General features: G+C 67.7%; 10 protein-coding genes and 1 pseudogene. 10 read left to right on the top strand and 1 reads right to left on the bottom strand.

The genetic code is table 11. The annotated features are described in order from the left end of the window. Positions 1-219: 219 nt before the first annotated feature. On the bottom strand, positions 220-966 hold the full coding sequence (gene phnF / locus Q8M82_RS18625; protein WP_305692789.1) for a phosphonate metabolism transcriptional regulator PhnF: 747 nt from the start codon (positions 964-966) through the stop codon (positions 220-222). 82 nt (positions 967-1,048) lie between these two features. On the opposite strand from phnF, the gene phnG reads away from it, so the two are divergent. The 10 genes and pseudogenes from phnG to Q8M82_RS18575 all read left to right on the top strand — a co-directional run. Then, a complete protein-coding gene (gene phnG / locus Q8M82_RS18620; protein WP_305692788.1) occupies positions 1,049-1,492 on the top strand; it encodes a phosphonate C-P lyase system protein PhnG in 444 nt (147 codons plus the stop codon). Continuing rightward, complete coding sequence (phnH, locus tag Q8M82_RS18615) at positions 1,492-2,094, top strand: phosphonate C-P lyase system protein PhnH (protein ID WP_305692787.1); 603 nt, start codon at positions 1,492-1,494, stop codon at positions 2,092-2,094. Before phnG ends, phnH begins: the two co-directional genes overlap by 1 nt. After that, positions 2,094-3,320, top strand: a complete 1,227-nt coding sequence (locus tag Q8M82_RS18610) for a carbon-phosphorus lyase complex subunit (protein ID WP_305692786.1) — start codon at positions 2,094-2,096, stop codon at positions 3,318-3,320. The genes phnH and Q8M82_RS18610 overlap by 1 nt, the downstream gene beginning before the upstream one ends. A 182-nt stretch (positions 3,321-3,502) precedes the next feature. After that, positions 3,503-4,330 (top strand): alpha-D-ribose 1-methylphosphonate 5-phosphate C-P-lyase PhnJ, encoded by an 828-nt coding sequence (locus tag Q8M82_RS18605; RefSeq protein WP_371126405.1) that lies wholly within the window; start codon positions 3,503-3,505, stop codon positions 4,328-4,330. Continuing rightward, positions 4,327-4,980 (top strand): ATP-binding cassette domain-containing protein, encoded by a 654-nt coding sequence (locus Q8M82_RS18600; RefSeq protein WP_305692785.1) that lies wholly within the window; start codon positions 4,327-4,329, stop codon positions 4,978-4,980. The genes Q8M82_RS18605 and Q8M82_RS18600 overlap by 4 nt, the downstream gene beginning before the upstream one ends. A gap of 2 nt (positions 4,981-4,982) precedes the next feature. Next, positions 4,983-5,687 (top strand): phosphonate C-P lyase system protein PhnL, encoded by a 705-nt coding sequence (phnL, locus tag Q8M82_RS18595; protein ID WP_305692790.1) that lies wholly within the window; start codon positions 4,983-4,985, stop codon positions 5,685-5,687. Further along, entirely contained in the window at positions 5,684-6,295 is a 612-nt protein-coding gene (locus Q8M82_RS18590; RefSeq protein ID WP_305692784.1) for a DapH/DapD/GlmU-related protein, read from the top strand. Before phnL ends, Q8M82_RS18590 begins: the two co-directional genes overlap by 4 nt. Positions 6,296-6,451: 156 nt before the next feature. After that, the gene (gene phnC / locus Q8M82_RS18585; protein WP_305692783.1) at positions 6,452-7,276 is read left to right on the top strand and encodes a phosphonate ABC transporter ATP-binding protein; all 825 of its coding nucleotides are present in this window, start codon (positions 6,452-6,454) and stop codon (positions 7,274-7,276) included. Positions 7,277-7,327: 51 nt separating this feature from the next. Next, the gene (phnD, locus tag Q8M82_RS18580) at positions 7,328-8,242 is read left to right on the top strand and encodes a phosphonate ABC transporter substrate-binding protein (RefSeq protein WP_305692782.1); all 915 of its coding nucleotides are present in this window, start codon (positions 7,328-7,330) and stop codon (positions 8,240-8,242) included. Positions 8,243-8,313: 71 nt separating this feature from the next. After that, positions 8,314-8,536 (top strand): annotated as a pseudogene (locus Q8M82_RS18575) (phosphonate ABC transporter, permease protein PhnE); the annotation flags it as partial.

Raw genomic sequence — 8,536 nt, 5'->3', positions numbered from 1 at the left:
GCGCGGCCTGACTCACCCGCGCGATGGCGATCTGCGCCTCCGCCGCCTTCGGCCCGCAACGGCCGCAAGCGACGAAACCCGCAAACCCCGCCCGGCCGCACGATGCCTCGCGACAGCCCCCTTGGTCGGGCGGAGCGAGGGCAGGATAGGCGTGGGTTTTGAGCGCGGGGATAAGTCCGGATCGTTATCCCCGTCGCGGCGCTGGCAAGACGGGGCGTGTCACTCCGCGAACGGCTCGACCACCATCTCCATGCGCTCGCCGGCAAAGACGCTGCTGACGAGATGGATCGGCGTGAGATCCGGCAGGGCATCGACCGCCAGCGACACCATCACCGCCGCGCCGGGCTCGATCCGCAGCAGCGCCGCCTCGCGTTCGCTGGCGAGACGGGCGGTGAGGCGCGTCGAGAGACGGACATAATCGGTGATGCCATAGGCCTTCAGCGCGGCCGTCATCGAGCCCTCGGCCGCGCGATAGGCTTCCTCGAAAGCCGGAAAGCGCGCCACTGCAAGCCAATGCGTACCGGTGCCCATCGGCGTGCCATCGGCAAGGCTCCGCCCCTCGACGCGCCAAAGCCGGGCTCCCGCGTCCAACCCGAGCGGCGCGCAGACATCGCCCTCGCCCTCGACGATCTCGGCCGACAACATCTCACTCGACCCCACCATGCCGATCCGGCCGAGATTGGCGCGCATGCTGACCCGGCGGCCGAGCGGATAGGGCACGCGCCGGGCGCTGACCTGCGTGCCGCGCCCGCGCGAGACCGTGACCAACCCCTGCTCCGCCAGATGCCGGAAGGCCTGCCTCACCGTATGGCGATGCACGCCGTAGCGCTCGGCCAGCGCGGTGGCGGCCGGCAGCGTGTCGCCCGCCGCGTAGTCGCCCCTGCCGATGGCGCCGGCCAGTTCGTCGGCGATCCGGCGCCAAGCCGTGGCGGCGTCGGGCGGACCGGCATCGTCGGAAGCAGTCACCAAAGCGTCATGCAAAATGTATAGACCTTTCACCGCAGCCGGACTATCATAGTCTAGACATTAGCGAACCACCAGACGGCGGATGACGATGACCCCAGAGCAGACCCCAAGGCAGCGCTGGATGGCAATCCTCGCCCGTGCCAGCCGCACCGAGATCGCCGATCTCGTCGGGCCGGACCTGCCAGGACACGAGGTTCTGAAGGCGCCCGAGACCGGCACCGTGATGGTTGAGGGACGCGCCGGGGGCGCCGGCCGCCGCTTCAATCTCGGCGAGGCGACCGTGACGCGTTGCGTCGTGCGGCTCGATGGCGGTGCGATGGGGTTCTCCTATGCGCTGGGCCGCGACGCCCGCAAGGCGCGCCTGGCCGCCATCCTCGATGCGAGATTGCAGATCGAGGGGCCGGACGGCGCCTTGCATGGCGCCATCGATGTTCTGGCCGACCGCCAGCACACGGCACGCGACTTAGCCTCGCGCAAGGCCGCGGCCACCAAGGTCGATTTCTTCACTCTGGTTAGAGGCGCGTGATGACGACCGACACCCTGATCGGCCCGGGCTTCTCCGACCCGGTCTTCCAGTCGCAAGGCGCCTTCCGCGCGCTTCTCGCCGCGCTGGCCGAGCCCGGCACGCGCCAGGGTGTCGCTGGCGGCATCACCCCGCCGGACGGCCTCCATGCCGCGACCGCCACCGCCCTGCTGACGCTGGCCGATTACGAGACGCCGATCTGGCTGCCATCTGTGCTGCGCGACGGCGCGGCCGGCGCCTGGCTGCGCTTCCATTGCGGCTCGGTCCTGGTTTCGGAACCGGGCGATGCCGCCTTCGCCGTGATCGACGGCGCAACGATTGACCCTGCGCTGTCGGCTTTCGACGCCGGCACCGACCAGTTTCCCGACCGCTCCACGACCATCATCGTGCAATGCGCTGCACTCGACGGCGGCGAGACTGTCACGCTGACGGGGCCCGGCATCGCGCGCTCGCGCCAAATCGCGCCCGCCGGCCTGCGACCCGGCTTCTGGGCCGAGGTCGCCGCCAACAATGACGCCTATCCGCTGGGCGTCGATCTCCTGCTCAGCCATGGCGACGCCGTCCTCGGACTGCCGCGCTCGACCCGGATCGGGGAGGCCCTCTGATGTATGTCGCCGTCAAGGGCGGCGAGGCCGCGATCCTCGCCACGCATGATCTGGTCGCGGAGGCCCGCCGCGGCGATGCAGGCGTGCCGGAGATCTCGGTCGCGCAGATCCGCGAACAACAGGGCCTCGCCTGTGCCCGCGTCATGAACGAAGGCTCGCTCTATGACGCCGATCTCGCGGCTCTGGCGCTGAAGCAGGCGCAGGGCGACGTCATCGAGGCCGCCTTCCTGATGCGCGCCTATCGCACCACCCTGCCGCGCTTCGGCTCGTCGGAGCCGGTCGACACCGCGCAGATGGCGATCCGCCGGCGCGTCTCGGCGACCTACAAGGATCTCCCCGGCGGGCAGGTTCTGGGCCCGACCTACGACTACACGCACCGGCTGTTCGATTTCGCGCTGATGGATGAGCCTCGACCGGCCTCCTCTCCCCTCGGGGGAGAGGGTTGGGGTGAGGGAAGGCAAAACGGCGAAGGTTTGACCGAAACGGCATCCCTTCTCTCATCCGACCCGGCTGCGCCGGGCCACCTTCTCCCCCACGGGGAGAAGGAAAGCGCCCCCCTCGACGCTCACATGCCCCGCGTGCCCGACATTCTCGGCGCCGAGGGCCTGATGGAGCCGGAGATCGCACCCGAGGGCGATCCGCGCCCCTTCGACCTCACCCGCGAGCCGGTCTCCTTCCCGGCCGACCGCGACGTCCGCCTGCAGGCGATGGCGCGCGGCGACGAGGGTTTCCTGCTCGGGCTCGGCTATTCCGTCCAGCGCGGCTTCGGCGGCAACCATCCCTTCGTCGGCGAGATCCGCGTCGGCGAGGTCTCGGTCGAGTTCATTCCCGAGGAGTTGGGCTTCGCGGTCGATCTCGGCGAGATCACCCTGACCGAATGCCAGATGGTCAACCAGTTTGCCGGCTCGAAGGACGTTCCGCCGCAATTCACGCGGGGCTACGGTCTCGCCTTCGGCCATAGCGAGCGCAAGGCGATGTCGATGTCGCTCGTCGACCGCGCCCTCAAGGCCCGCGAATTCGGCGAGGCCGCCGAGTACCCGGCCCAGCAGGACGAGTTCGTCCTCTACCACTCCGACAATGTCGAGGCGGCCGGCTTCGTCGAGCATCTGAAGCTGCCGCATTATGTCGATTTCCAGGGCGAGCTCGAACTGATCCGCCGCATCCGCCGCGAGCGCGAGGCGCGCCTTGCAGCCGAACCCGAGACGCTGCCGGAGGCCGCGGAATGAACGCCCATCAATCCAACCTCAACCCTCATCCTGAGGAGGCCCGCAGGGCCGTCTCGTAGGATGCTCCAGCGCGCACGGACACCTCCTCCGAGACGAAGCCTACGGCTTCTCCTCAGGATGAGGGTGGGAGGGATACCAACCCCGCCTACAACTACGCCTATCTCGACGAGCAGACGAAGCGGATGATCCGCCGTGCCCTCCTCAAGGCCGTGGCCGTGCCGGGCTACCAGGTCCCGTTCGGCTCGCGCGAGATGCCCCTCGCCCGCGGCTGGGGGACCGGCGGAATCCAGGTCACCGCGGCGATCATCGGGCCCGCCGACACGCTGAAGGTCATCGACCAGGGCGCCGACGACACGACGAATGCCGTCTCGATCCGCGCCTTCTTCGCCAAGGTGGCGGAGGTCGCGACCACCACGCACACGGCCGAAGCCACCATCATCCAGACCCGCCACCGCATCCCGGAAGCCAAGCTGACCGAGGGCCAGGTGCTGGTCTACCAGGTGCCGATCCCCGAACCCCTGCGCTTCCTCGAGCCGCGCGAGACCGAGACGCGCAAGATGCACGCGCTCGAGGAATACGGGCTGATGCATGTGAAACTCTACGAGGACATCGCCAGGCACGGCCGCATCGCCACCACTTACGCCTACCCGGTGAAGGTGGAGGGCCGCTACGTCATGGATCCCTCGCCGACGCCGAAGTTCGACAACCCAAAGATGCATATGAGCGAGGCGCTGCAGCTGTTCGGCGCCGGCCGCGAAAAGCGCATCTACGCCGTGCCGCCCTATACCGAGGTGGTGAGCCTCGATTTCGAGGACCAACCCTTCGAGATCCAGCACTTCGAGGACCCCTGTGCACTGTGCGGCGCCGAGGGCGTCTACCTCGACGAGGTGATCCTCGACGACCATGGCGGGCACATGTTCGTCTGTTCGGACACCGACAACTGCGAGGACCGCCGCGCCCACGGCCACCGTGGCACGCTCGCTGGCCACGCCCTGGAGGCTGCGGAATGAGCACCGAACCCCTCCTCCGCGTCCACAACCTCGCCAAGTACTACGGCAGCCGTCTCGGCTGCGCCGACGTCTCCTTCGAGCTCTGGCCGGGCGAAGTCCTCGCCATCGTCGGCGAGTCCGGCTCGGGCAAGACCACGCTGCTCAACATCCTCTCGACCCGCCTCGAGCCGAGCTCCGGCGTCGCCGAATACCGCATGCGCGACGAGCGCTGGCGCAACCTCTACGACCTCAGTGAGGCCGAACGCCGCTTCCTGATGCGCACCGACTGGGGCGTCGTGCACCAGAATCCGGCCGATGGCCTGCGCATGACCGTCTCCGCCGGCGCCAATGTCGGCGAGCGCATGATGGCCGTCGGCAACCGGCACTACGGCAACATCCGGTCGACCGCCATCGAGTGGCTGGGCCGTGTCGAGATCGCCGAGGACCGCATCGACGACGAGCCGCGCAGCTTTTCGGGCGGCATGCGGCAGCGCCTGCAGATCGCCCGCAACCTCGTCACCCACGACCTCGCCGTGGCACGCCTGCTCAGCCACCGCATGATGGTGATGAAGGACGGCCACGTCATCGAGGCCGGTCTCACCGACCGCGTGCTCGACGACCCGCGCGAACCCTACACCCAGCTCCTCGTCAGCTCGATCCTGCAGGTGTGATGATGACCGCCCTCCTCACTGTCCGCGATGTCGCGAAATCCTTCACCATGCACCTGCGCGATGGGATCATCCTTCCCGTCGTGTCGGGCGTCGCCTTCGAGGTCAGTGCCGGCGAATGCGTCGTGCTCGGCGGCCCGTCGGGCGCCGGCAAGTCGAGCCTGCTGAAGATGGTCTATGGCAATTATGGCGTCGACCAGGGTTCGATCAGCCTGATCCACCACGGCCAACCCGTCGATCTGGCCACTGCCAGCCCCCGCACCGTGCTGGAGCTGCGGCGCGACACCATCGGCTATGTCAGCCAGTTCCTCCGCACCGTCCCCCGTGTCACCACGCTCGACGTCGTGGCCGAACCGCTGGTCAGCCGCGGCACCGACCGTGACGAGGCGACCGAACGCGCCCGCACCCTCCTCGCCCGGCTCAACCTGCCCGAACGCCTGTGGTCGCTACCCCCGGCCACATTCTCGGGCGGCGAGCAGCAGCGCGTGAACATCGCGCGCGGCTTCATCACCGACCATCCGGTGCTGCTGCTCGATGAGCCCACCGCCTCGCTCGATGCCACCAACCGCGCCGTCGTCGTCGAAATGATCGCCGAGAAGAAAGCAGCGGGCACCGCGCTGCTCGGCATTTTCCACGACGAGGACGTCCGCTCCCAGGTGGCCGACCGCATCGTCGACGTGACCGCATTTGCGCCAAGGAGGGCTGCATGACCCGACTGTCGGACACCCCGTTCATCCACCCCACGGCGCGGGTGAAGGACTCCGTCCTCGGCCGCTACACCGAGGTCGGCGAGGGCTGCCACATCGCCCACACCACCATGGGCGACTACTCCTACTGCGTCGGCAGCACCCAGATCGCCTACGCCACGATCGGCAAGTTCGCCAACATCGCCGCGCATGTCCGCATCTATGCGAGCAAGCACCCGATGCAACGCGCCTCGCTGCACCACTTCACCTACCGCTCCGCCTGGTACTTCGAGGGCGAGGCCGACGACCAGGCGTTCTTCGACTGGCGCGCCGAGCAGGCCATCGAGATCGGCCACGACACCTGGATCGGCCACGGCGCTGTGATCATGCCGGGCGTCACGGTCGGCCATGGCGCCATCATCGGCTCGAACGCCGTGGTCACCAGGGACGTTGCCGACTTCGCCATCGCGGTCGGCGTGCCCGCCAAGCCCATCCGGCAGCGCTTCGAAGCCCCCATCGCCGACCGGCTGCTGGCGCTCGGCTGGTGGGACTGGAGCCACGAAAAACTGCACGTTGCGCTGCCCGATTTCCGCGCTCTGCCGATCGAAGCCTTCCTCGAGAAGTACGAATAGCTCCGAACCAACCCTCCTAACCCGCTGGAACTGCGTCCGTTTCCGCCTCCGAGCCCAAGCTTTTTGCACTGTCGCAAACCCGTCATCGAACCTTCATCCGGCCGTAGCGTGACGGCCATAGGAGTCGGTCCCGTTGCAACAGGCGGGGTCGTCGGGATGCTGAAGCTCAACGGGGTGACGCGACGATTTGGCGTCAAGACGGCTGTCGACAATGTCTCCCTCGAGTTTGCCAAAGGGCAGATGGTCGGGATCATCGGCCGCTCGGGCGCCGGCAAGTCCACCCTGCTGCGCATGATCAACCGGCTGACCGACGTCAGCGAAGGCCGGATCGCCTTCTCCGGTATCGAGGTGTCGTCGCTCAAGGGCAAGGCCCTGCGCGACTGGCAGCGCGACTGCGCCATGATCTTCCAGCAGTTCAACCTCGTGCCGCGCCTCGACGTCATCACCAACGTGATGCTCGGCCGGCTGAACCAGCGCGGCACGCTGCAGACCATGCTCAACCTCTTCCCGCGCGAGGACATCCTGCGCGCCATCGATATCCTCGAGCGCCTGGATATTGCCGAGCACGGCCCCAAGCGCGCCGAGGCGCTCTCCGGCGGCCAGCAGCAGCGCGTCGGCATTGCCCGCGCCCTGATGCAGGACCCGCAGATCATCCTCGCCGACGAGCCGATCGCCTCGCTCGATCCGATGAACGCCCAGGTGGTCATGGATACGCTCAGGCGCATCCACGACGAGGATGGCCGGCTGGTCATCTGCAACCTCCACACCCTCGATACCGCCCGGCGCTACTGCGACCGCGTCATCGGCATGCGCGGCGGCCGTGTCGTGTTCGACGGCACCGCCGATAGACTGACCACCGACGTGGCGCGTGACATCTACGGTGCCGACGCCGATTTTTCGGAGGAAGCCACCTCCACCAGCATCGAGACGCTGAACCGGCCGCGCGGCGTCATCGCCGCCGAGGCTGCGGTCGCCGTCTGACCCCAATCCCCGGCGCGTCGCCGGGGCGAACTGCTCTACCGGAGAAACCCAATGAAGAAGCTTGTTGCAGCCCTGCTGCTCGCGTCCACGCTGGTCGCGCCCGCCGTCTCGCCGGCCTTCGCCCAGGACATCACCGAATTCCGCATCTGCATCCTCGGCGGCGAGAACGCCCAGGACCGCCTGACCTCGAACGAGTGCGTCCGCGCCTACACCGAGGAACTGCTCGGCGTACCGACGAAGATCTTCACGCCCGCCGACTATGACGGCGTGATCCAGGGCCTGCTCGGCGGCACCATCGACATGGCCTGGCTCGGCGCTTCCGCCTATGCCAAGACCTACCTCACCGATCCCGAGGCCGTTGACGTCGTGCTGGTCAAGACCAACCTCGACGGCTCGTTCGCCTACCACTCGATCGGCATCGCGCGTGCCGATTCGGGCATCAAGTCGCTGGCCGACATGAAGGGCAAGGTCTTCGGCTTCGGCGATCCGAACTCGACTTCCGGCTACCTGATCCCGTCGGTGGAAATCCCCATGGAAACCGGCGCCAGCATGGAAAACGGCGCCTATTTCGGTGAAGTCCGCTTCACCGGCGGCCACGAGCAGACCATCGTCGCCGTCGCCAACGGCGATGTCGACGCTGGCGTCACCTGGGCCGATGGCCAGGGCGACTGGGCCGATGGCTACAACTCGGGTGCCCTGCGCAAGGCCGTGGACTCGGGCCTCGTCGACATGAACGACCTGGTCGAGATCTGGAAGTCGAAGCCGATCCCGGAAGGCCCGATCGTGCTGCGCCGCGCCCTCCCCGCAGAGGTCAAGACCAAGATGGTCGAGTTCCTCTCGGGTCTGCATGCCAAGGACCAGCAGTGCGCCTACAACATGGCCGCTGGTGAGACCGCCGGCTTCGCGCCGATCACCCACGACGCCTACCAGACCATGATCGACCTGCGGAAGTCGCAGGAAAACTAAGACTAGACAGTCCAGCCGGCCGGGCCCTGCCAGGGGTCCGGCCGTCATGGCGCATCCGGGAACCGTCACAAATGCCTGAAGTCGCTTATGGCGGTCCGCCCCGCAACCGGCCCCCGGACCTTCGCACGTCATATCTGCGCGACGTGCAGCAGCGGCGGCTCTATTCTGGCCTGCTGTTCGCCATCCTCGCCCTGCTGCTGATCTCGGGCTTCAGCCTCGCCGACGAGCGCAATGCCGGCGGCTTCTGGGACGGATTGCCCAAGCTCTTCGACTTCCCGACCGAGCTGATCGCCG

This window comes from Allobosea sp. (assembly GCF_030694325.1).
GTDB lineage: Bacteria > Pseudomonadota > Alphaproteobacteria > Rhizobiales > Beijerinckiaceae > Allobosea.
Note: the sequence above shows the minus strand (reverse complement) of the source record. Positions and strands in the feature narration are given on the sequence as shown.

Coding starts and splice junctions, on each gene's coding strand:
- Q8M82_RS18610 (WP_305692786.1), top strand. CDS start 2,094: ATGTATGTCGCCGTCAAGGGCGGCGAGGCCGCGATCCTCGCCACGCAT.
- phnC (WP_305692783.1), top strand. CDS start 6,452: ATGCTGAAGCTCAACGGGGTGACGCGACGATTTGGCGTCAAGACGGCT.
- Q8M82_RS18590 (WP_305692784.1), top strand. CDS start 5,684: ATGACCCGACTGTCGGACACCCCGTTCATCCACCCCACGGCGCGGGTG.
- Q8M82_RS18605 (WP_371126405.1), top strand. CDS start 3,503: ATGATCCGCCGTGCCCTCCTCAAGGCCGTGGCCGTGCCGGGCTACCAG.
- Q8M82_RS18600 (WP_305692785.1), top strand. CDS start 4,327: ATGAGCACCGAACCCCTCCTCCGCGTCCACAACCTCGCCAAGTACTAC.
- phnG (WP_305692788.1), top strand. CDS start 1,049: ATGACGATGACCCCAGAGCAGACCCCAAGGCAGCGCTGGATGGCAATC.
- phnL (WP_305692790.1), top strand. CDS start 4,983: ATGACCGCCCTCCTCACTGTCCGCGATGTCGCGAAATCCTTCACCATG.
- phnD (WP_305692782.1), top strand. CDS start 7,328: ATGAAGAAGCTTGTTGCAGCCCTGCTGCTCGCGTCCACGCTGGTCGCG.
- phnH (WP_305692787.1), top strand. CDS start 1,492: ATGACGACCGACACCCTGATCGGCCCGGGCTTCTCCGACCCGGTCTTC.